This window comes from Allobosea sp. LjRoot9 (genome assembly GCF_964252745.1).
Taxonomy (GTDB): domain Bacteria; phylum Pseudomonadota; class Alphaproteobacteria; order Rhizobiales; family Beijerinckiaceae; genus Allobosea.
Genome location: NZ_CAXUPC020000001.1, coordinates 1,251,475 through 1,274,189, shown reverse-complemented (window position 1 = coordinate 1,274,189; position 22,715 = coordinate 1,251,475). Strand labels below are relative to the sequence as shown.

The following is a 22,715-nucleotide window of genomic DNA, read 5'->3' as shown; positions in this document are numbered from 1 at the left end:
CGTCCAATTCGCGCTGTCCTTGGTGTTGGGAGCGGGTTCGATGCGACATCGCTTTGCGTCTTCGCGCGTACCGGTCGCGCCCTGCGCCCTGGCGCTGCTCTTGTTCCTGGTCGCCATGCTGGGCTTCGCTCCCATGGGCTTCGCCCAGGCTCAAGGCGACGCGCAGGCTCAAGGCAACGCGAATGTCACGCTGACCCTGCGCGGCGACGAGACGCCGGAGACGGTGCGCAAGCTGGTCGACGCCTTGTCGGTCGGCGGCCGCAAGGTCGAGATCAGGATCGCCGGCAAGGACCAGCCCGTCCAGGCCGCACCAGCGGCAGCCACGAACAACGCTGCCACACCGCCGGCAAGCACCAGCCCGGATCAGGGCGAAACACCCATCGAGGCGTTCTGGGATCATTTCGTCGACGGGTTGACCCAAGGGCTGAGCGCGGTCCCGCGCTTGGCTGCGCTGCCGGACGCCTGGCGGAGTGCCTGGGCGCAGAACCGCAACGGTGTGAGCGAGCTTCCGGCCGGCTGGGGGATCATCGCTGGCCTGGCGCTCGCAATCGCCGCGGCAGGGCTGTTCCGTTTCGCGACCGCGGGTTGGTTCGCGCGTCGGCTGTGGCCCAAAGGGCCTGAGTTCACGCCGCGCCTGATCGCATCGTCCTGGGGACTGTTCCAGGATCTGATGACGCTCACGGTCGGCCTGGCGGCGTTGCATGCCGCGCGCATGCTCTGGTTGCCCGAACCCGATCTTGCCGCGACGACCTTGCGTGTCATCGCCAACGGCGTCGTGATCGGGGCGGGACATCTGATCCTCGGGCGCTTCCTGCTGTCTCCCGGCGTACCGGAGCGGCGGATCATGCCGCTGCCGCGGGCCAACCGGCATTTCCGCCTGCTCGCCTTCTTCGGCATCGCCTCGCCGATCCTGCTGACGACTGCGGTCGCAGGCCAGCACGCAGCTGGCCCCGGCCTGGTCGCGGGGCTGTTCGCACTGGTCGGCATTGCCGTGACGCTGTTCAAGGCGTGGTGGTTCATCGATGCGCGACACGATCTCGGAGCGCTCATCCTCGGATCATCGCATGAGCCGAGGCTGGGCCGGCGGGTGATCGCGGTCGGGGCCGGTTGGCTCTATGCCGCCTCGGCCGTGGCGATCTGGATGGTCGGCAACGCGGCAGCCATGATGGAGGGCGGGGCACGCTGGACCGAAGCTGCCGGATTGACGCAGCTCATCATCGTGCTGGTGCCGATCCTGGCGGTCGGCATCACCAGCCTGATGGCCTGCCGGCAAGCGCATGCCGCCGCCCTGGGCGAGCGTGCGCCGCTTACGCTCGCGCTCGGCCATGCAGCGCGGGCGGCCGCCGGGGGCGTGATCTGGGCCGGCGGCTTCTATCTGCTGGCGCGGCTCTGGGGCGGCTTCCTCCTTGGCGGGAGCTCGACGGAGTTCTCCGCCTTCTCGCAGCGGGCGGCTGGCGTCGCCATGCTCGCCTTTGCGGGCTGGGTCGCGCTCGTCTTCCTGCGGGCCTTCTTCGACGCCTATGCGCCCAAGCGCGGCGCGGCCGGCCCCGTCGACGAGGACGCCACGCATGAAGAGAGCATCCCTTCGCGCCTCGCGACCGTTCTGCCGGTTCTGCGCGGGGTCGTGCTGGGCGCGGTCGTCGGCCTGACCGGGCTTGTCGTGCTGTCGCGACTCGGCGTCGATATCGGCCCCTTGCTCGCCGGCTTCGGCATTCTGGGGCTCGCCATCTCCTTCGGCTCGCAGGCGCTGGTGCGCGACATCGTCTCCGGCTTCTTCTTCATGATCGAGGATGCTTTCCGCGTCGGCGAATATGTCGATACCGGGCGGCTCAAGGGCACGGTCGAGAAGATATCGCTGCGCTCGATGCAGTTGCGCCACCAGAGCGGGCAGATTCACACGGTGCCCTTCGGCCAGATTCCCTCCCTCACCAATGCCAGCCGCGACTGGGCGACGCTGAAGTTCAATGTCAGGCTCGATCACTCCGCGGATATCGAAAAGGCGCGTAAGGCGATCAAGAAGACCGGCCTGGCCTTGCTCGAAGATCCGGAATTCGCACCGCATTTCATCGCGCCGCTCAAGATGCAAGGCGTCGCCGACATCACCGACAGCGCCATCGTCATCCGGTTGAAATTCACCGCCAAGCCGAACCAGGCATCGTCACTCCAGCGCGAGGCGTTGAAACGGGTCTATCGCGCGCTCAACGAGGCGGGGGTGCCCTTCGCCTCGAACGCCGTGACGGTGCGCGGCGGGGAGGCGGGTTCACATGCAGGAGCGGCGGCGGCGATCAGCGCCGTGCCGCCACCGAGTCCGCTCGCGCCGGCCGCGGGATGATTTGCGCGTCGCCGGCGCAAGTGAGGGTCAGGTTGAGCCGCACTCGCATTCAAAACGGTGTGTGCTGAGCGGCCGAGCGTTTCACCAAGGCCGCCCTTTCCAAAACAGACTCACAAAAACATCGCCAAGCTCAAAAAGGCCGATCGGTCCATTGGGGACCGCTCCGGAAAACAGCAGTCCGAAGCCGATTGCAGTCAGGACCACGCCCGCCACTACGCCGATGCGTGCCGATGAAACGAACGCCGCATTTTCCGCCCGGCGACTCACTCGATCGGTGTGAGGCTGCTCGCGTTCGCCACGCACCTGTCTGGCATAGAAGTCCGGGTTCGATTGCGCGCCGACGGGCCCGTTGCCTTCAAGCTCGACCCTGACAGCGACGAACAACACGAGAAGGCCGAGGATTCCGACGCCAAGCCCTCCGAGCGCTTGCCATCCCATCCAGGCCAAGCCGAGAAGTGCCGCGATGCAGATCGCGGTCAGCACCTGTCTTTCGCGATTGCGGGGCAGCGGCATCGCAAGCATCTCGTCCCATGGAAAAGGCCGCTGCGGTGTCCCGCAGCGGCCTTTTGTGTGTTCAGTTCCTGCCGGCCAGCTTGTTCCACCAGCCGCCGCGCTTGGGGCGGTCCGGGTCGGGCGGGGTCAGGACCACCGCGACCGGCTCCTCGATTACGCGAGGAACGGGGACGGGCTCTGGTTCCGGAACAGGCGCAGCTGCGACCGGCGCTGCGACGGGCTCAGCCGGCGGGGTCACGGCGACGACCGGCGCCGCTTCACCATCTTCCGTGATCGGCACGACCTTCTTGCGGGCGCGGCTGCGCTTGGGCTTCTCGGCCGGGGCGGCTTCAGCCTCGACCGTGACGGCCTCGGTCACAACCTCGGGAGCGTCCACGACCTTGGCGGCCTCGACCGGAGCCTCGGCCTCGGCCGGAGTCTCGGCGTCAGCCTTGGGCTTGCGTCCGCCGCGGCGGCCACGGCGCGGCTTGGCGTCCGCCTCGGCGTCCGGCTCCGCAGCCGCTTCAGTCACGACCGCCTCGGGAGCCGCAGCGACGGTCTCGGTCTCCTGCGATTCGGCGGCGTTCTCATCGCCGTCCTCGTCGTCGTCCTGACCATCCTCGTCGCCCTCGGCATCTGTGCCGCCGTCGAGACGCACGCCATTGGCGTCACGCTCGCCGCCACGCCGCCGCCGGCGACGACGCCTGCGCTTGCGACCGCCTTCGCCGCGCGCTTCGCCTTCGCCACGGTCCGGCTTGTCGTCATTGGCGGCTGCGGCCGTCGTGGCCTCGCCGGCTTCGACGCCTTCGTCTTCGGCGCCGAGCGCCTCGGCTTCGGCCGCGGCGTCGAGTGCGTCATCGTCGATATCGGCGGGGATCGCCTCGGCCTTGAAGGAGGTCGGAACGATGCGACCTTCATTGCCAACGAACTCGCCGCGCTCGACCTCGAAATAGCGCGTGCCGAGCAGGGTTGCGTCGACCGTGATGCTGATTGCGATGGCGAAGCGGGTTTCCAGATCGGTGAGATGGGCGCGCTTCTGATTCAGCACATAGAGCGCGACCTCCGGCCGGGTACGGACGGTGAGGTTATGCGAGGCGCTCTTGATCAGGTTTTCTTCGAGCGCGCGCAGGATCTGCAGCGAGACGGAGGCCGCAGAGCGCATCATGCCGGCGCCGGCGCAATGCGGGCAGGGCACGGACGAGCTCTCGAGCACGCCGGTGCGAATGCGCTGGCGTGACATTTCGAGCAGGCCGAAGGCCGAGATGCGGCCGACCTGGATGCGGGCGCGGTCGTCCTTGAGGCAATCCTTCAGCTTCTTCTCGACGGCACGATTGTTGCGGTTCTCCTCCATGTCGATGAAATCGATCACGATGAGGCCGGCCAGGTCGCGCAGGCGGAGCTGGCGGGAGATCTCCTCCGCCGCTTCGAGATTGGTCTTGAGGGCGGTGTCCTCGATATTGTGCTCGCGGGTCGAACGCCCGGAGTTGATGTCGATGGCGACCAGCGCCTCGGTCTGGTTGATGACGATGTAGCCGCCGGATTTCAGCGTAACATTGTTGGAGAACATCGCGTCGAGCTGGCTCTCGACGCCGAAGCCGGCGAAGAGCGGCGTCTGCTCGCGATAGGCCTTCACGCTCTTGGCATGGCTCGGCATGAGCATGCGCATGAAGTCCTTGGCCTCGCGATAGGCCTCCTCGCCGGCGACGTGAACCTCGTCGATGTCCTTGTTGTAGAGGTCGCGGATCGAGCGCTTGACGAGGTTGCCCTCCTCATAGACCAGCGCCGGCGCGACCGAGGCGAGCGTCAATTCGCGCACGCTCTCCCACATCCGCATCAGATATTCATAGTCGCGCTTGATCTCGACCTTGGTGCGCGAGGCGCCGGCGGTGCGCAGGATGATGCCCATCCCCTCCGGAACCTCGAGCTCGGAGGCGACTTCCTTCAGGCGCTTGCGATCCTCGGCATTGGTGATCTTGCGCGAGATGCCACCGCCCTTGCCGGTATTGGGCATGAGCACCGAGTAGCGGCCGGCGAGCGAGAGATAGGTGGTGAGCGCCGCGCCCTTGTTGCCGCGCTCTTCCTTGACGACCTGGACCAGGATGATCTGGCGGCGCTTGATCACCTCCTGGATCTTGTACTGGCGGCGATGATGGCGCTGGGGCCGCTCGGAGATGTCGTCGAGCGCGTCGCCGCCACCGAGCTGCTCGGGCTCCTCATGCTCGCCGTCTTCGTGAGCCTGCTCTTCGCCGTCCTCTTCGTCTTCGGCCGGCTTGCGGGCCTCTTCGCCTTCCGGCTCGGCCTGGTCCGTGGCGGCGGTCTCGACCGTTTCCGTCTCGTAGGTCAGCGACGGCGCATTCTCGATGGCGTCCTCGGTCGCGGATTCGGTGATGGAGGGTGCGAATTCCTCGCCGAAGGCAGGTCCGCCTTCGTTGACCATCGCTGCGCCCTTGCCGTCCGCCTCGATCTCGGAGGTGACGGTCTCATCATGGGACGCCTTCTTGGCGCGCCCGTCGCGATCGCCCCGGCGGCCACGGTCGCGGCGACCGCCGCCGCGCTTTTCACGCTTCTCCTCGTCGCGCTCTTCCTCACGGTCGGCGCGCGCCTCTTCGGCGATCAGCGCCTGACGGTCGGCGACCGGAATCTGGTAGTAATCCGGGTGGATTTCGGAGAAGGCAAGGAAGCCGTGGCGGTTGCCGCCATACTCGACGAAGGCAGCCTGGAGCGAGGGCTCCACGCGCGTCACCTTCGCCAGGTAGATGTTGCCCCGCAGCGGTTTGCGGCTGGCGGACTCGAAATCAAATTCCTCGACGCGGGATCCGCGAACCACCACGACCCGGGTCTCCTCCGGGTGGGTGGCGTCGATGAGCATCTTGTTGGCCATATGAATTTTCCATGGGCGCGGCCGCCATCAAAACCCGCCGGGCTGCGGATGAGAATCCGCTGCCGCGGGCAGGGGCGCCGCGCGAAGACCGGCGAACGCCGGCATGTTGCAGGAGCAAAAGCCGGCGCAAGCCGGCGTCTGGGACGGGGAAGTGTTCGATCGAGACAGAATAGCGGCTCGGGAAACCCGGCCGGGCAAACGCCCCGGCACAGTCCCGCAGGTATGGACGAATCACCGATGAAAAATGCGGCGTCGTATGCCCCGACATCTGTCCTGACCTGCGACGCACTCGCCTAAAGACGAAGCACGCCGCGTTTGCACGCTCGCGAGACCTAGCCAGGCGCCGAACTTTCGTGGCTGACGCCGGCCGTCCGCGGACGATCCGTTGGCGGTTGCGCTGCTGCGGCCGAACCCGGAAGGGTCGGCCGCCTTAAACCTGACCCCGGACGCCGACGGATCCTCGGACCCGGATGCGCACCATGGGCGGCTTCGCAATGCAACCGTCCCCATTACAGACAGGTGACAGTGATTTGCAAGTCACATCATCCAGCCATCGTAACAGTGAGGCGGGTAAGCATGGTTCACGCTCGACGACGGGCATGGTAACGCCCTGTTAAGGCCCCGCGCCCTTATGGTTAAGCGTCGGTGACGCAGACACGGATCAATTACCCCTTTGCTCCGCTTTCGCAGCCCAGCTTTCCGCAGCCTTCGCGCCGGCCTTGTCCGTCGCGGCGCGAGCTTGCTTTCGCGCGTGCTTCTCGGCTCCTGGCTTGCCGTTGTCTGCGTAAGCGCCGGCGACGCCAATCCCGGACCCGCCAACGACTTTCCGGTCGCGACCGACGCCAGGATCGAACAGGCTGGAGAGATCATACGCCTGACCGTGGCGCTTTCGCGGCCTGTTTCCGTCAGCACATCGGTCATGGCCTCGCCCGACCGGGTTATCGTCGATTTGCCGTCCGTGAATTTCCAGATGCAGCCCGCGACCGGGCGTAATGGCGCGGGCTTCGTCAGCGCCTTCCGTTTCGGCCTGTTCACGGCCGAACGCTCGCGCATCATCATCGACCTGGCGCAGCCCGCTCTCGTCGCACGCGCCGAGATGCGCAACCGACGCGGCGGCTTCGGCGAGCTCGTGATCGAGCTGAAGCGCTCCTCACGGGTGGAGTTCCAGGCGGCAGCGAATGAGGCCTCGAAAAACCGCCCCGAGGCGGCCATGTCGCCGGTCGAGATCGTCAAGCCTGCCGGAGATACGCGCCAGGTCGTGGTCATCGACCCGGGCCACGGCGGCATCGACCCCGGCACGGTGGTGGCCTCGATTGCGGAAAAGACGGTCGTGCTGGCTTTCGGCATGACGCTGAAGGAGAGCTTGGAGGCGTCGGGGCGCTATCGCATCCTGATGACCCGTGACGAAGATCGCTTCGTGCCGCTGGGCGAACGGGTGAAGATCGCGCGGGAGGCGGGGGCAGATCTGTTCATCTCGATCCATGCGGATTCGCTGACGCAGGCGCAGGATGTGCGCGGCGCCACGGTTTATACGGGCTCCGAGCGCGCGACCGATGCCGAAGCGGCCCGGCTGGCGGCCAAGGAAAACCAGGCCGACACGGTCGCGGGCCTCGATTCGAGCGAGGATACCCAGGACGTCGCCGGCATCCTGATGGATCTGGCCAAGCGCGAGACGCGGACATTTTCCTCGGTATTCGCGCGCAATCTCGTCGCGACGCTGGGCGGCTCGGTGAAGATGCACAAGGTGCCGCTCCGCTCGGCGGGGTTCCGTGTGCTGAGTGCGCCTGATGTTCCTTCCGTGCTGATCGAGCTCGGATACATGTCGAGCCCGAAGGATGCGGAATTGCTCAATTCGGCGGCCTGGCGGACGCAGGCCGTGGCGGCGGTGCATGCCGCGGTCGACGGGTATTTCGCGCAGGCCCGCCCGCCTGCCGGCAAGGCTGCAGAGAACCGGCGCTGAGCCAGGAGGCTTTCGCTGAGCCAAGAGGCTATGGCTAAGCCAGGCGGCTTTGGCGTAAAATTGTGGTCCTGAGGCCACGGTTCCGCCATCTCTGTTATGCTATAGAATTGATTCACGCTGCCCGTTTTTCGGGCCGGCTAGCCATGACAGTGAGGGCCAGGGCCTCCTATGCGGTTTGTTCTGCGACTCTTCGGGTGGCTTTTTGCCGCCGGCACGATCGTCTTCGTGATTGGCGCCGTGGGCGCGGCCGGCCTCGTCTGGCATTACTCGAAGGATCTTCCCGATTCGGCCCAGCTCAGGAACTATGAGCCGCCGGTGATGACGCGCGTCCATGCCGGCGACGGCAGCCTGATCGCGGAATTTGCGCGCGAGCGCCGGCTCTATATGCCGATCCAGGCCGTGCCCAAGCTCGTCATCCAGGCCTATCTCTCGGCCGAGGACAAGAATTTCTACAAGCATGTCGGCGTCGATCCCGAAGGGCTCGTGCGCGCCGCGATCACCAACTTCCGCAGCCGTGGCTCGAATCGCAGGCCGCAGGGCGCCTCCACCATCACCCAGCAGGTCGCGAAGAACTTCCTCGTCGGCTCCGAGCAGAACTACGAGCGCAAGATTCGCGAGGCGCTCGTCGCGCTGCGCATCGAGGCGACCTATTCGAAGGACAAGATCCTCGAACTCTATCTCAACGAGATCTATCTCGGCGCGCCGGCTCCGGGGCAAGGCAGCTATGGCATCGGCGCGGCGGCGCTGAACTATTTCGGCAAGTCGGTGCATGAACTGAACCTGCAGGAGGTGGCGTATCTGGCCGCCTTGCCCAAGGCGCCGACCGACCTGCACCCCTTCCGCAATCGCGAGCGCGCGATCGAGCGGCGCAACTATGTGATCGATCGTATGGTCGAGAACGGCTACGTCACGCGCGAAGCCGGCGACACCGCCAAGAAGCAGCCGCTCGGCGTCAATCCGCGCACGGTTTCGCCCAACAACATCGCCGCCGGTTATTTCGCCGAAGAAATTCGCCGCGAATTGCAGGATCGCTATGGCGAGAAGAAGCTGCTCGAAGGCGGCCTCTCCGTGCGCTCGACCGTCGACCCGAAGATGCAGTTGATGGCGCGCAAGGCGCTGGTCGACGGGCTGGTGCGCTTCGACGAGGCGCGCGGCTGGCGCGGCGCGATCCAGAAGATCGACCTGAGCGCTCGCGACTGGGGCCTGGCGATCGGCGAGCTGAAAGTGCTTGGCGATGTCGCGCCCTGGCGTCTCGGTGTCGTCTTGGATGTCACCGGCGACACGGCTCGCATCGGCCTCCACCCGCTCAACGAGACCTCGGGGGCGCTGCGCAACGAACGGACGACCGTGACTCTCGGCGCGGACGGCATCAAATGGACGCGGCGTGCCCGCGTGTCGCAGGCCGTGTCGGTCGGCGATGTCGTTTATGTCGAGCCCCTCGACAACCGGCCGGGCCAGGTCCGCCTGCGGCAATTGCCCGAGGTCAACGGCGCCATCACCGTAATGGATCCGTTCTCCGGCCGCGTGCTCGCCATGGTCGGCGGCTTCTCGCATGACCAGTCGGAGTTCAACCGCGCGACGCAGGCGTTGCGCCAGCCTGGCTCCTCGTTCAAGCCCTTCGTCTACGCCACCGCGCTCGACAACGGCTATACGCCGTCGAGCATCGTGCTCGACGGCCCCATCGAGATCGACCAGGGCGGCGGGCTCGGCATGTGGCGGCCGGAAAACTACGACGGCAAGTCGACCGGGCCTCACACCCTTCGCTATGGCATCCAGTTCTCCAAGAACCTGATGACCGTCAGGCTCGCCAAGGATGTCGGCATGCCGCTGATCGCGGAATATGCCCGCCGTTTCGGTGTCTATGACGACATGCTGCCGGTGCTCTCGATGGCGCTGGGCGCCGGTGAGACCACGGTGATGCGGATGACCGCGGGCTACGCCATGCTCGTCAATGGCGGCAAGCGCATCCGTCCGACCTTGATCGACCGCATCCAGGACCGTTGGGGCGCGACCATCTTCCGGCACGACCAGCGCGTCTGCGAGGGCTGCGACGCCGACAAGTGGAACAATCAGCGTGAACCGCGGCTCGTCGACAACCGCGACCAGGTTCTCGATCCTCTGACCGCCTATCAGATGGTCTCGATCCTCGAAGGCGTGGTCAATGCGGGTACGGCGACGGTCGTGAAGTCCGTCGGCAAGCCGCTCGGCGGCAAGACCGGCACGACCAACGAGGCCAAGGACGTCTGGTTCGTCGGTTTCTCGCCGGACCTCGCCGTCGGCGTCTATATGGGCTTCGACAAGCCGAAATCGCTCGGCACCTCGGCGACCGCCGGCCAGTACGCCGCGCCGATCTTCCGCGATTTCATGATGTCGGCGCTCAAGGACAAGCCGGCGACGCCGTTCCGCGTGCCTGCCGGCATCAAGCTGATCCGGGTCGATCCCAAGACCGGCATGCGCACCGGCGGCGAGGGCGGCATCCTGGAGGCATTCAAGCCCGGTACCGCGCCGCCCGACAGCTACTCCGTCATCGGGGCCGCCGGCGACGGCTCGACCCCGCTCAGCGTCTCACCCGGCGGCGGGCGCTCGGTCGGCTCCGGGACCGGCGGATTGTACTGACCCAGACACGTCATTCTCGGGCGAAGCCAAGCGCAAGCCCGGGAATTTCGTGCGGGAGGTGGGTCGGCCGGAGGCCGACCATGACACCCTGGGCGTTTACAGCTGGCGTTTTCACCCCTATCTCAGCGCTTCACTTCAAGAAGCTTCAGCGAAAGTTCTGACACGCCCATGCGTCCTGAAATCCAGACCCAGCTCGACAACGCCAAGCAGTCGATTGGACTGCTGAGGAGGCATCTTTGACTGGGATCAAGCACAACGCCGTCTCGCCGAACTGAACGCCCTCTCGGAGGGGCCCGATTTCTGGAACGATGCCGACGCAGCGCAGAAGCTGATGCGCGAGCGCACCTCGCTCGAGGAGCAGATCAACGGCATCGTCAAGCTCGAACGTGATCTCGACGACGCGCTGACGCTGATCGAGCTTGGCGAGATGGAGGAGGATGAAGCCTCCATCACCGAGGGCGAGGGTGCGATCAAGGCCGTCGAAGTCGAGGCGGCGCGCCGGCAGGTCGAGACGCTGCTGTCGGGCGAAGCCGACATGCTCGACACCTATCTCGAGATCCATCCCGGCGCGGGCGGCACCGAAAGCCAGGACTGGGCCGAGATGCTGCTGCGGATGTATCGGCGCTGGGGCGAGCGGCGCAAGCTCAAGGTCGAGACGCTGGAATACCAAGACGGCGACACCGCGGGCATCAAATCGGCGACCCTGCAGTTCAAGGGGCACAACGCCTATGGCTGGCTGAAGACAGAATCGGGCGTGCACCGGCTCGTGCGTATCTCGCCGTTTGATTCCAATGCGAGGCGCCAGACCTCCTTCGCCTCAGTCTGGGTCTATCCTGTTGTCGACGACCGCATCGTCATCGACATCAACGAATCCGATTGCCGGATTGACACCTACCGGGCGCAGGGCGCGGGCGGCCAGCACATCAATACGACCGATTCGGCTGTCCGCATCACCCATATCCCATCAGGCATCGCGGTCTCGTGCCAGCAGGAGCGATCGCAGCACAAGAACAAGGCCAAGGCCTGGGACATGCTCCGCGCGCGCCTCTATGAGGTCGAGCTGAAGAAGCGCGAAGACAAGGCCAATGCCGAGCAGGCCTCGAAGACCGATATCGGCTGGGGCCACCAGATCCGCTCCTATGTGCTGCAGCCCTATCAGCTGGTGAAGGATCTGCGCACCGGGGTGAGTTCGACAGCCCCGAGCGACGTGCTCGACGGCGCGCTCGACCCCTTCCTGGAAGCCTCGCTGGCGCAGCGGGTCTATGGCACCGAGGTCGAGGTCGAAGACATCGACTAGAGCAACTTCCGATCCAGGCGGATCGTTCAATTGCCTAGGTCGTTGTCTTAAAGCGTTTTCTTCACGCGAGCCGGTATCCACTTCGCCCCAATAAGCAAAATGGCCGGCCCGGCAGGGTCGGCCATTTTGTTTTCGTCTGGCTTCAGCTCGATAAATCCTAAAGCGTCGCCCGCCCGGCGAGCTTGGCTCCAGCGCGCAGGAAGCGGGTCGGGTCCATCGGCTCTTCGTTGATTCGGGTCTCGTAATGCAGATGCGGGCCTGTCGAACGGCCGGTGGTGCCGACGCGGCCGATCACTGTGCCCGTCGTCACGACCTGGCCGACTGAGGCCAGGATCGCCGACATATGAGCATAGCGCGTGCTGACACCATTGCTGTGCTCGATCTCGACCATATTGCCGTAGCCGCCGTTATATTCGGCGACGATGACCTTGCCCGGTGCGGTGGCGCGGATCGGCGAACCAGCCTCGGCGCGGAAATCGACGCCGGTATGCATCGCCGGGCCGCGCGTGAACGGGTCGACGCGATAGCCGTAATTCGAGGTGAAATCAGCATCGCCTGCCATGGGGCGAGCAAGCGGCAATTGTTCGGTGAGGCCGCGCAGGCGGAAAACCGCGGCGATACGTGGCTGCAGCGCATCCAGCGTCGCCTCGAACGGCCCCTTGGACGGGTCGACCTTGAAGGGCACGAAGGGGCCGCCGGTGCCACCCGCCACGGGGCCGACCGGGTTCATCTTGTCGGTGTCGATGCCGATTTCAGCGAGCGCGCCGCGCATGCGCTTCTGCGAATCGGCCAGGCTCTCATCCATGTCCTTCAGCGCGGCAAGCTGCGCGCCTGCAGTTGTCGTGATGGCGCGGTCCAGCCGTGTCAGGGCCGCCGCGACCCGCTGGGCAGGGGGCTGGGGCTCGGATTCGTCGGCTCCCGACAACCAGGGAGCGGCCTTGCCGGCATCGACCCTGTTGGCGTCCGCCTTGCCGGTCTCGGCGCCGCGCAGGCTTGGGGTGTCCGGCGCCGGCATCGGCTTGGCCGGAATGATCGGCGCGAAGCTGGTGATGCCGGAGGCGCGAATCGGCTCCTCCGGCTTGAGTATCCGGGGCCGCAGCGGGGCCTTGATGCTTGAGGTGATGCCGCCGGTCTGGAGCGTGTCGGCGAGCGCGGTGACGAGCGCCTGGCGCGATTCGACTTCGGCCTGCCGGGTCGCGAGCTCGTCGACGCGGGCCTCGACGCCGTCCTGGTCGAGAAGCGCGCGGCTGGCCAGGCGGTCGATATCCGCCCGCAGGGCGGTGATCCGGTCCTCATAGGCGTATTGGCGGGTGGTTTCGCGCGTGATCAATCGCGCCGCCAGGTCGTCCTTGCTGAGAATGTACCAGCCGGCGGCACCGCTGCAGGCCGTGGTGACGGTCAGCCAGGCAAGGCCGGCAAACACCGTCGCGCGGCGCATCGTGTAGGTCTTGTGGGTGAAGAGCCCGGTGACCGGAAGGGCGGGGGCGGAGAAGGACTGTGTCATACGCGGGACCGGATGTTACGCTGCCGATCCCGCCATTAGGGTTGGTTAAGGTTAATCTTTCGCAAATTGCCTTGTTTTTCGAAGGCGCGCCCGTCGGTTCCGCGTCATAGCGCCTGGGCGGCGGCGAGGACTTCGTCGGCATGGCCGGCGACCTTCACCTTGGGCCAGATGCGGGCGATCTTGCCATCCTGGTCGATCAGGAAGGTCGTGCGCTCGACGCCCATATAGGTGCGGCCATACATGCTCTTCTCGACCCAGATGCCATAGGCCTGCAGCGCGGTCAGCGTTTCGTCGGCGGCAAGCGCAAAATCGAGGCCGTGCTTCTTCTTGAACTTGTCGTGGCTCTTCACCGGATCGGGCGAAATGCCGACAATCTCCGTACCGGCGTCAGTGAAAGCCTTGCGCAGGCCGTTGAATGCAATCGCCTCCAGGGTGCAGCCCGGTGTATCGTCCTTGGGATAAGCGTAGAGGACGACCTTTCGTCCCTTGAGGCCAGCGAGCGAAAGGGTGCCGCCGCCATCCCGCGCGAGCGTGAAATCGGGGGCCTTGTCGCCTTGCTTCAATGCCATGTTTCGCCTTCCTTTCGTCGCCTTCGGTCTGCAAGAGCAGCGCTCCGCCACTTGGCTTCAATATGGCGCGCGCAGGCGCAGCCGCTAGTATGTTTTTGATCGTATCGATGCCGATTCGGGCGCGACACCGAAACATCCTCCGGAATGGGGCGTTGACGTCCGAGTGCTGACGGCCGACCCCCGTGAAAACGCCTTTTCCGAACGCAGGACGACGCAGGCATTGCAAGAGCAGCACGCGAACGGGAGCGCCCCGCCGGCGGAGGCAATCGCCGCCGCGCAGGAGGCCTGCGACATCGCGGCTGTGAAGAAGCGGGCGAAGGCCGGGTTGGTCACGATCGCGGTCGCAGTCATCGTAGCCGTTCTGACCCTGGCGGGCGCCGCCGTGACCCTTCTGGTCACGGGCCTGATCCCGCTGTCGGGCCTCGAGGGGCGCATCGCCGGCGCGATCGAGGAGAGGCTCGGCGCGGGCTGGACAGTCGAGGCGGCGGCTGCGGAACTCGGCCGCATCGACGGCCACTCGCAGCTGCGCGTCAGGCAGGTTTCGTTTCGTCATACCAGCGGCGCGGTCATCCGCGCGCCGGAGGCCGTGCTCGGCTACGAGCCGCTTCCCTTGCTGCTGGGGGAGATCAAGCTGGTCTCGGTCGATCTGCGCGGCGTGAATGTCCGCCTCGGCGTCGACAAGAACGGGGCGCTGATCGTCAATGCCGATTCGGCTCCCGCAGAGGCACAGCCGGCCTCGACGCTGCCCGATACTGGCCAGTGGAACGCCTTCACCGGGATCATGGGAGCGGTCGCGACGCTGGCGCAGGGCGAGGGTTTGCTCGGCGCGCTGCAGACGGCGGGCATGCATGGCGCCCGCCTGTCTCTGATCGACCCTGACGGGCGCCAACGCGCCGGTTTCGAGGATGTCGAGATCAGCCTGTCACGCACGGGCGAGCGGACGACGCGCCTGAGCGCGAAGGGCCGCACCGGGCAGCGCTGGAAGGAGCTCGCGATCGATCTGTCGAGCGAGGCCGACGGTACGCAGCGCGCCGATATCGACATCGTCCGCTTCGAGCCCGCCGAGGTCGTGGCGCTCGCCTTCGGTAGCGGCGGGATCACCATCGAGGGTCTGCCGCTGAAGGGCCGCGCGACGCTGACGCAGAAGCCGAACGGCCAGAAGGCGATCACGGCCCGGCTCGACGTGCTGCCGGGCACCATCCAGTTTCCGGGCGGGCCATTGGCACCGATCGCTGTCGAATCGGGCCATATCGAGGTCGCGAGCGAGAATGATTTCTCCGTGCTCCAGCTGTCGATGGGCGAGTTGAACGCCGGTGCCACCCGGCTCAAGGGCGCTGGCACGCTGCGCGAGGAGAATGGCGCCTGGAGGCTAAATCTGGACGCCGCCGGCCAGATTCCCGGGGTCGATCAGGAGCCGCCTGTCGCCATCGACAGCCTGAAGGCCAACCTGCTGCTCGATCCGCGCTCGAACGAGGTGCGGATCGACGCCATGGCGGTGAGGGGCCCCGCGATCACGGCCGATATGACGGGGCTGGTGCAGAAGACCGGCGAATCGCCGACGCAACGCTTCTCGATCAAGGCGACGGATTCCGATGTCCGGGCCGTGCTGGCGCTGTGGCCGCGCTGGACCTCGCCCGATGTCCATACCGCGTTGTCCCGGCAGTTCGTGGCTGGCCGGGTCGGTCATCTCGCAGTCGACCTCGATTTGCCGGCCGAGGATCACGTCCGCTTGCTGCGGGGGGCCGGCATACCCGATGGCGCGCTCAGCGTTGCCGTCGAGGCTAGCCAGGTGCGCTATCTGCCCGGGCCGGGGCTGCCGCCGCTGATCGACGGCGTCGTCTCAGGCAAGACGACAGGGCGAACGGTGCAGCTTCAGATCGCGAGGGCTGCGGCTGACCTAGGCAGCGGCAGGCAACTCATGCTGAGCGAGGGCAGCTTCAGCATAGCCGAGACCTGGGTGCAGCGAGCGCCGGCGCGCGTGGCGTTCCGCTCGACGGGGCCGATGGAGGCGCTGATGGCGCTGTTCACCTTCCCGGCCCTGAAGGATTTCTCATCGGGACCGCTCGACCCTGCCGCGATCAAGGGCATGACCGACCTCAAGACCGTCATCAACTTGCCATTGGCCGACGACCCCAAGCCCAGCGAGATCGTGGTGCAGAGCGTCGGCACGCTGTCCAATATTTCATCTGATGTGATGCTCGGCAGCGAAAAGCTCGAAGGCGGCAATCTGAGCTGGAACTTCGACAAGGCCGGCTTGCTGATAAAGGGAGAGGCTCGCATCAGCGGCGATCGCGGGCAGATCGAGGTTCGACAGGACAATCACGGCAAGGGCGAGGCGACCTTGTCCCTGCTGCTCGACAGTGCGGCGCGACAGCGGCGCGGGCTGGGACCGGAGAGCGGTATCGGCGGGCCAATTCAGGTCAAGGTGGCGAAGGCGCTGGGCAAGGGCATCGACACGCTACCGCGCGTCGAGATCGACCTGACCAAGGCGACGCTCGATGGCGTCATTCCCGGCCTCAACAAGGCGGCAGGCCGGGCAGGGCGCGTGAGCTTCAGCTATGCTGCCGACGCCAATGGCCCCGACCTCGAGGATTTCGTGCTGGACGCGGCGCCGGCGCTGATCAAGGGCCGGATCGAACTGAACAAGCAGAACGGTTTCGAGAGCGCGACACTGTCCCAGCTCAAGATCTCGCCGGGCGACAACCTCAAGGTCGATGCCAAGCGCGACGGCAATGTGACCAAGCTCGTCATTCGCGGCGCGGTGGCGGATGTGCGCCCCTTCATCCGCGACCTGCAGAGCACGTCGGGGCCAACTGCGCGCGGCGACAAGAACGCGGCCAAGGGCGGCGATATCGATATCGACCTCGACGTCCCGATCCTGACAGGATTCAACAACGAGGCGATCAGCAATGCTTCGCTCAAATTGTCGAAGCGCGGCGGCGAGATGCGCGCATTCGCCTTCCAGGGCCGGATCGGCCGGGCCGACGTCACGGCCAAGCAGGGGCGACAAGGCGATACGCCGGGCGCGATCGTCATCCAGTCCGAGAATGGTGGCGCGCTGTTGCGTTTCGCCGACCTCTATCGGCGGGCCTATGGCGGCGACTTGATCCTGAGCATGGGGCCGAGCGACACGCGCCAGAGCGGCGAATTGCTGTTCCGCGACTTCATCGTGCGTGACGAGCCGGCTCTGCGTCGGGTCGTCGGCGAGCAGCCCGGCGCGGCTCCAGCCGGGGATCGAACGGGTGGCGCGGGTCCGGCGCCGGCTCCACTGCGGATCGACGTCAGCGAGGTCGCCTTCACCAAACTGAGGGCCGTCTTCAGCCGCTCGGCCAGCCGGTTCGATGTGTCCGACATGGTGATCTGGGGGCAGCAGCTCGGCTTCACCCTGCAGGGCAATGTCGATTATGGCCGGGATCGGGTCGATATCGCTGGCACTTTCGTGCCGGGCTATGCCCTCAACAATGCCTTCGCCCAGGTGCCTGTCGTCGGCGCATTGCTCGGCGGCGGCAGCCAGTATGGCGGGCTGTTTGCGGTGAACTTCCGGATATCGGGCGCCGCAAGCGCTCCGACCATGACGATCAACCCGCTCTCGGCGCTCGCGCCCGGCATCCTGCGCCGCTTCGTCGATCCGCTCGGCGGCTCGCCGATCCAGCAGCCGCAGGCCGCACCGGCGCCGGGGCGCTGAGGCCACAACGCCGGTGCGGGCATGACCCGCTCCGACGTTCTCGTGTCTGGTGTTGCGGCGGCCTCTTCGGAAATCAGCGCCCGCTCTTCTGCCCGATCTGTTACTGCGCCCGCAGCAGGACGTGCTTCTTCCTGCCGAAGGACAGCTTGATCACCCCTTCGCCCGAGAGCTCCGAGAGCGTCAGCGTTGCACGTTCGTCCGTAACGGCGGCGTCATTGACCCGAAGGCCGCCCGCCTTGACCTGCCGTCGCGCCTCGCCAGTCGAGGGCACGAGGCCGGCTTTGACAAAGGCGGTCAGCACGCCGAGACCGGTCTCAAGCTCGGACCTTGCCACGGCGACGCTGGGAAGATCGTCTGCAAGCGCCCCATCCTCGAAGGTCTTGCGCGCAGTCTCGGACGCCGCATCGGCAGCTTCCCGACCATGCAGCATGGCTGTCACCTCGGTCGCGAGGATCTTCTTGGCCTCGTTGATCTCGGCACCGCCCAGCGCCGCAAGCCGGGCGATCTCGGCCATCGACATCGTGGTGTAGAGCTTTAGGAAACGCTCGACATCGGCATCCTCGGTGTTGCGCCAGAACTGCCAGAAATCATAGGCGCCCATGAGTTCGGCATTGAGCCAGACGGCGCCCGAGGCCGTCTTGCCCATCTTGCCGCCGGACGATGTCGTCAGCAGCGGCGAGGTCAGGGCATAGAGCTGGACATTGCTCATGCGATGCCCGAGGTCGATGCCGTTGACGATGTTGCCCCACTGGTCGGAGCCCCCCATCTGCAGGATGCAGCCCGTGCGCTTGTTCAGCTCGACGAAGTCATAGGCCTGCAGAATCATGTAGTTGAATTCGAGGAAGGACAGCGATTGCTCGCGCTCCAGCCTTGTCTTGACGCTATCGAAGGACAGCATGCGGTTGACCGAAAAGTGCCGGCCGACATCGCGCAGGAATTCGAGATAGTTCAGCCCGAGCAACCAGTCGGCGTTGTTCATCATGGTCGCCGGGCCACTGAAATCGAGATAGTTGGCGAAGACGCGCTTGATGCCGGTGAGGTTGCGCTCGATGTCCTCGACCGTCAGCAGCTTGCGTGACTCCTCCTTGAAGGAGGGGTCTCCGACCATCGAGGTGCCGCCACCCATCAGCGCGATCGGCTTGTGACCGGTCGCCTGCATCCAGTGCAGCATCATGATCTGGATCAGCGAGCCCGCATGCAGCGAGGTCGCGGTGGCATCGAAACCGATATAGGCGCTGATCGGCCCTTTGAGCGCAGCAGCGTCCAGGCCCTCGGGATCCGAGATCTGGTGGACGTAGCCGCGCTCGGAGAGCACATGGAGAAGGTCTGATTTGAAGCTGGTCATGGCGTGATCAATCGGCTGGCTGGTTCGTTTGGCATGGCTCGCGACCGTCTCGTGACAGGCGAGCCATCATTGCCCGATCGAGGCCGCCCGTCATGGTCGGGCTTGGTCCTGACCATCCACGTCTTCATGCGTCGAGAGCGGCATTCAAGACGTGGATGCTTGCCACAAGGGCGAGCATGACGGCGAGGGGCGGTAGGAGCTGAGGATTACTCCTGCTCCTGCGCCTCGCGCTCTTCCTTCGGGATTTCGGGGCCGACATTGCGGTCGAGATAGGCGCTGACCTGCTCCATCAGTTGGTCGACACGGCCGTCGAAGAAGTGGTTGGCGCCCTCGACCACCGCATGTTCGATCAGGATACCCTTCTGGGTCTTCACCTTCTCGATCACCGCCATGACCTCCTTGACCGGCGCGACGCGGTCTTCCGAGCCATGCACGAACAGGCCGGAGGAGGGGCAGGGCGCCAGGAAGGAGAAGTCGTAGCGGTTGGCCATCGCCGCGATCGACATGAAGCCCTCGATCTCCGGGCGGCGCATCAGGAGTTGCATGCCGATCCAGGCGCCGAAGGAGACGCCGGTGATCCAGCAGCTCTTGGCCTCGGGATTCAGCGCCTGCATCCAGTCGAGCGCGGCGGCAGCGTCCGATAATTCGCCGGCGCCATGGTCGAAATGGCCCTGGCTGCGGCCGACGCCGCGGAAATTGAAGCGCAGCGCCGAAAAGCCCCGGTTCACGAAAGTGTAGAACAGGTTGTAGACGATCTGGTTGTTCATCGTCCCGCCGAACTGCGGGTGCGGATGCAGGATGATCGCGAGCGGCGCGCCGCGCTTCTTGGCGGGCTGGTAACGGCCCTCGATCCGGCCGGCCGGTCCGTTGAAAATCACCTCTGGCATTGTCGTCTCGCCTTTTGTTGGGCCAAGGCCGCGCGCGCCGGGCAAAACAGCGCGCAAATGCCGCCGAAAATGCCCGGTCGCCCTTGACGACCCCGCCGCTCGCGCCCTACATCAAGCGCTTAGAATAGTTCTAACAGCCGTGAACAATACGGGAACCGACGGGTAGCGCATCATTTCAGCGCAGCCGTCGTCCCAGCCACGGCCGGTTCGGACGGGCGGCTATAGCACGGCGCATGGGTGCAATTTCAAGCATTTCGTGCCGACCGTCTTCCGCGAGGCAGGATCGGAGCCAGTGAGATCGTGACAGGAGCGACCCGCGCCTATCTCGACCACAATGCGACCACGCCGGTGCGGCCGGAAGTGGCGCAGGCGATGGCGTGCGCGCTGATGCTGCCCGGAAACCCGTCATCGGTCCATCATGAGGGCAGGGCGGCCCGCGCCGCGATTGAGCAGGCGCGGGCGCAGGTCGCCGCGCTGGTCGGAGCGAAGGCCGCCAATGTCGTCTTCACCAGCGGCGGTACCGAGGCCAATGCGACCGTGCTGTCGCCTGGATTGATGGATTGCAGCGGCGGGCGCGACTGCGTGAGGACGCCGGCTTCGCTGCTGCTCCATGGCGCGACCGAGCATACCTGCATTCGCGACGGGCATCGGTTCCCGGCCAGCGCGGCCGAGGCGATCCCTGTCGATGCGGACGGGCTGGCCGACAAGAATTGGCTCGCCGAGCGGCTGGAACGGCTCGGCGCGGAGCAGCCGGGCGCGCGAGCGCTGGTCTCGCTGCATCTCGCCAATAATGAGACCGGCGTGCTTCAGCCGATTGCCGGGATTGCGGCCATCGCCAGGCATTTCGGGGCGCTGATGCATTGCGACGCGGTCCAGGCCGCCGGCAAGATCGCCATCGATATCAATATGTTGGGCGTCGATGTTCTGACGCTGTCCGCCCATAAGCTCGGCGGACCGAAGGGCGTGGGTGCGATCGTCTTCCGCACCGGGGCGCTGGAGCTTGCCGACAAGCCCATGCGCGGTGGTGGGCAGGAGCGCGGCTGGCGCGCCGGCACCGAAAATGTCGCCGGCATTGTCGGCTTTGGGATGGCGGCGGAGATTGCAGCCAAGGCCATCGTGGCGGAGACCGGTCGGCTTTCCGCCTTGCGCGACAAGCTGGAGGCTGGGCTGCTGGCCCTCGCGCCCGATACCCTGATTTTCGGCCGCTCTGCGCCGCGCCTGCCCAACACCAGCGCCTTCGCTACGCCCGGAATTCGGGCTGAGACGGCGCTGATCATGCTCGACCTGAATGGCGTCGCGCTGTCTTCCGGCTCGGCCTGCTCGTCGGGCAAGGTCAAGCGCTCGCATGTGCTGGACGCCATGGGCGTCGACCCTGCCATGAGCGCAGGGGCCTTGCGGGCGAGCCTCGGATGGACCACCTGCGAGGCACAGATCGATCAGTTTTTGGCGGCCTATGCGAAAGCACTGGTCGCGACCAAGGGCCGGGAGGTTCAGGCGGCCGCCTGAATGTCCCGATAGATGACCAAACCGGCGGGCCTTGAACCCGCGACTGGAGAGTAGGCAATGGCAGCGGTCCAAGAGACCATTGATCAGGTCAAGTCGATCGACGTGACCGAATACAAATACGGTTTCATCACCGAGATCGAGGTGGACAAGCCCGCCAAGGGCCTGACCGAGGACACGGTACGCTATATCTCGGCGCGCAAGAACGAGCCGGAATGGATGCTGGAATGGCGGCTCGACGCCTTCCGCCGCTGGAAGACGATGACCGAGCCGGCCTGGTCGCGCGTGCAGTACCCGCCGATCGACTATCAGGACATCTACTATTACGCCGCGCCGAAGAAGGGCGCCGATCCGAAGTCGCTCGATGAGGTCGATCCGGCGATCCTAGAGACCTACAAAAAACTCGGCATCCCGCTGCGCGAGCAGGAAATTCTGGCCGGCGTTGCGCCGGAGAACCGGGTTGCGGTCGATGCCGTGTTCGACTCGATTTCGGTCGTCACCACCTTCAAGAAAGAGCTGGCCGAGGCCGGCGTGATCTTCTGCTCGATCTCGGACGCGATCCAGGAGCATCCCGAGCTGGTGCGGAAATACCTCGCCACCGTCGTGCCGGTGACCGACAATTATTTCGCGACGCTGAACTGCGCCGTCTTCACCGACGGCTCCTTCGTCTACATCCCCAAGGGCGTGCGCTGCCCGATGGAATTGTCGACCTATTTCCGGATCAACGAGCAGAACACCGGCCAGTTCGAGCGCACGCTGATCATTGCCGATGAGGGCTCCTATGTGAGCTATCTCGAAGGCTGCACCGCGCCCAAGCGCGACGAGAACCAGCTTCATGCGGCGGTCGTCGAATTGATCGCGCTCGACGATGCCGAGATCAAATACTCGACCGTGCAGAACTGGTATCCGGGCGATTCCGAGGGCAAGGGTGGCATCTACAACTTCGTCACCAAGCGCGGCGACTGCCGCGGCAAGAACTCGAAGATCTCCTGGACGCAGGTCGAGACCGGTTCGGCGATCACCTGGAAATACCCGTCCTGCATCCTGCGTGGCGACGGCTCGCGCGGCGAATTCTACTCGATTGCCGTGTCGAACGGCGCGCAGCAGGTCGATTCCGGCACCAAGATGATCCATCTCGGCAAGAACACGACCTCGAAGATCATTGCCAAGGGCATCGCGGCGGGCAAATCCGACTCGACCTATCGCGGCATGGTCTCGGCCCACCGCAAGGCGACGGGCGCGCGCAACTTCACCAATTGCGACTCGCTGCTGATCGGCGACCAGTGCGGCGCGCACACCATCCCCTATATCGAGGCCAAGACCGCGACCGCGATCTTCGAGCATGAGGCGACGACCTCGAAGATCGGCGAGGACCAGCTGTTCTATTGCCAGCAGCGCGGCCTCTCCGAGGAGGAGGCGGTGGCGCTAATCGTCAACGGCTTCGTCAAGGAGGTGCTGCAGCAACTCCCGATGGAGTTCGCCGTCGAGGCGCAAAAGCTGATCACGATCTCGCTCGAAGGCTCCGTCGGCTGATGCCGTCATGGTCGGGCTTGTCCCGACCATCCCGTCTTTCTTTTTCACGTTCAAGTCGTGGATGCTCGGCACAGGGCCGAGCATGACGCGGCGGAAATCCGGACCGAAACA

General features: G+C 65.6%; 13 protein-coding genes. 7 read left to right on the top strand and 6 right to left on the bottom strand.

All coding sequences use genetic code 11. The annotated features are described in order from the left end of the window. Positions 1-40 precede the first annotated feature (40 nt). On the top strand, positions 41-2,332 hold the full coding sequence (locus ACSQ3P_RS06000; protein WP_436164669.1) for a mechanosensitive ion channel family protein: 2,292 nt from the start codon (positions 41-43) through the stop codon (positions 2,330-2,332). An 81-nt stretch (positions 2,333-2,413) separates the two neighbouring features. On the opposite strand, the gene ACSQ3P_RS05995 is transcribed toward ACSQ3P_RS06000, so the two are convergent. Both ACSQ3P_RS05995 and ACSQ3P_RS05990 read right to left on the bottom strand, forming a co-directional pair. Further along, a complete protein-coding gene (locus ACSQ3P_RS05995; RefSeq protein WP_436164668.1) occupies positions 2,414-2,845 on the bottom strand; it encodes a hypothetical protein in 432 nt (143 codons plus the stop codon). 61 nt (positions 2,846-2,906) lie between these two features. Then, a complete protein-coding gene (locus ACSQ3P_RS05990) occupies positions 2,907-5,705 on the bottom strand; it encodes an Rne/Rng family ribonuclease (RefSeq protein WP_436164667.1) in 2,799 nt (932 codons plus the stop codon). Between the two features lie 739 nt (positions 5,706-6,444). On the opposite strand from ACSQ3P_RS05990, the gene ACSQ3P_RS05985 reads away from it, so the two are divergent. From ACSQ3P_RS05985 to prfB, 3 genes are all read left to right on the top strand, one after another. After that, positions 6,445-7,665, top strand: a complete 1,221-nt coding sequence (locus ACSQ3P_RS05985) for an N-acetylmuramoyl-L-alanine amidase (protein WP_436164666.1) — start codon at positions 6,445-6,447, stop codon at positions 7,663-7,665. Between the two features lie 168 nt (positions 7,666-7,833). Continuing rightward, a complete protein-coding gene (locus ACSQ3P_RS05980) occupies positions 7,834-10,281 on the top strand; it encodes a penicillin-binding protein 1A (protein WP_436164665.1) in 2,448 nt (815 codons plus the stop codon). A gap of 168 nt (positions 10,282-10,449) precedes the next feature. After that, positions 10,450-11,578, top strand: a protein-coding gene (prfB, locus tag ACSQ3P_RS05975; protein WP_436164664.1) for a peptide chain release factor 2 whose coding sequence is annotated in 2 segments (ribosomal slippage) — positions 10,450-10,518 and positions 10,520-11,578 — 1,128 coding nt in all. Because the reading frame shifts where the segments join, the coding sequence is not laid out codon by codon here. Between the two features lie 157 nt (positions 11,579-11,735). Here the strand turns inward: prfB and ACSQ3P_RS05970 are convergent. Both ACSQ3P_RS05970 and ACSQ3P_RS05965 read right to left on the bottom strand, forming a co-directional pair. After that, positions 11,736-13,082, bottom strand: coding sequence for a peptidoglycan DD-metalloendopeptidase family protein (locus ACSQ3P_RS05970; RefSeq protein WP_436164663.1), 1,347 nt, complete (start codon positions 13,080-13,082; stop codon positions 11,736-11,738). Positions 13,083-13,186: 104 nt separating this feature from the next. Next, a complete protein-coding gene (locus tag ACSQ3P_RS05965) occupies positions 13,187-13,651 on the bottom strand; it encodes a peroxiredoxin (RefSeq protein ID WP_436164662.1) in 465 nt (154 codons plus the stop codon). Positions 13,652-13,871: 220 nt separating this feature from the next. Between ACSQ3P_RS05965 and ACSQ3P_RS05960 the strand changes: the two genes are divergently transcribed. Next, a complete protein-coding gene (locus ACSQ3P_RS05960) occupies positions 13,872-17,336 on the top strand; it encodes a hypothetical protein (protein ID WP_436164661.1) in 3,465 nt (1,154 codons plus the stop codon). 100 nt (positions 17,337-17,436) lie between these two features. On the opposite strand, the gene tyrS is transcribed toward ACSQ3P_RS05960, so the two are convergent. Next, positions 17,437-18,681 (bottom strand): tyrosine--tRNA ligase, encoded by a 1,245-nt coding sequence (gene tyrS / locus ACSQ3P_RS05955; protein ID WP_436164660.1) that lies wholly within the window; start codon positions 18,679-18,681, stop codon positions 17,437-17,439. A 206-nt stretch (positions 18,682-18,887) separates the two neighbouring features. Then, a complete protein-coding gene (locus ACSQ3P_RS05950; protein ID WP_069691513.1) occupies positions 18,888-19,568 on the bottom strand; it encodes an alpha/beta hydrolase in 681 nt (226 codons plus the stop codon). A gap of 300 nt (positions 19,569-19,868) precedes the next feature. Here ACSQ3P_RS05950 and ACSQ3P_RS05945 point away from each other — a divergent pair, with 300 nt between their 5' ends. After that, on the top strand, positions 19,869-21,074 hold the full coding sequence (locus tag ACSQ3P_RS05945; protein ID WP_436164659.1) for a cysteine desulfurase family protein: 1,206 nt from the start codon (positions 19,869-19,871) through the stop codon (positions 21,072-21,074). A gap of 57 nt (positions 21,075-21,131) precedes the next feature. Continuing rightward, positions 21,132-22,604 carry a Fe-S cluster assembly protein SufB gene (gene sufB, locus ACSQ3P_RS05940; RefSeq protein WP_436164658.1) on the top strand — a complete coding sequence of 491 codons (1,473 nt, stop codon included), beginning with the start codon at positions 21,132-21,134 and terminating at the stop codon, positions 22,602-22,604. Positions 22,605-22,715 lie beyond the last annotated feature (111 nt).